This is a genomic window from Paraburkholderia sp. EG304, from assembly GCF_046543485.1.
GTDB classification, from domain to species: Bacteria; Pseudomonadota; Gammaproteobacteria; order Burkholderiales; family Burkholderiaceae; genus Paraburkholderia; species Paraburkholderia youngii.
In genome coordinates this window covers 1-805 of record NZ_JBKGUA010000259.1, presented here as the reverse complement: position 1 = coordinate 805, position 805 = coordinate 1, and the positions used below count along the sequence as shown (strand labels likewise).

Sequence of the window (805 nt, the reverse complement as noted above, 5' to 3'; positions counted from 1 at the left end):
CGGCGGGCCGATGATCCCGATCATGATGCTGCATCATGAACACAATCCCGACCCGCAGATGCGGCCACCATCGATCCCTGCGGAGAAGCGCGAGGGACTGCTGGAGACGATGATCGCCGGGCTGACCCACATCTACCGTTACTTCGAGCCACATCGGCGGGCACTGGCGCACATCCCGGCGCGTCTGCCCATGCGCCGGGAAGAACCGAAAGTCGGACGCAACGAGCCGTGCCCGTGCGGTAGTGGCCGCAAGCACAAGCATTGCTGCATGGCCAGTTCGCCGACGTTTCACTGATCAGGCAACACATTGGTCTGCTAAAATCTGCACCGACTCGAGACCTGATTATCGGGATTCTTCTGGAGACGTATCACTTCGTGCGGTTGAGCACACGACACATTGGGGCCGCCATCAACTCTGCCGAGGATGATTTTGCCGCTGGACTCCTAAGTCGTTATCTCACTGAGGAATATTCTCACTATTCGCTCATAGCGACATGTTTACGGAAACTCGGCCTTGCGGAAGAGCATATCGTGACTGCGCATCCACTCATTGGTACGGCGTCGCTCGTGAGCATGTTTTCAGATGTCGCGCGTAGTTCCACCCTCGGCTATCTTTGCTGTCTGAACCTCATCGAAATGCGGTCGGAAGACCTTGCCGAAGCGGAGGACGCATGGGTCGACATTGCTCGCAAAGCCAATTTGCCGCCTGATACATTTTCTGGATTGCTGCAGCATATGCAGACAGACGTCAATTCAGGCCATTCTGATCTCTTGGAGACTTGGCTCCAAGAGATCAGAATATTAC

At 55.7% G+C, this 805-nt stretch carries 1 protein-coding gene and 1 pseudogene; both read left to right on the top strand.

What is annotated here, in order from left to right; translation table 11 throughout:
- Window positions 1-295 (top strand): SEC-C metal-binding domain-containing protein (locus ACLFKU_RS43750; protein WP_410853388.1); only part of this gene is annotated, 295 nt, incomplete at its 5' end.
- Window positions 262-805: pseudogene (locus ACLFKU_RS43745) on the top strand (hypothetical protein); the annotation flags it as partial. The gene ACLFKU_RS43750 and the pseudogene ACLFKU_RS43745, both read left to right, overlap by 34 nt.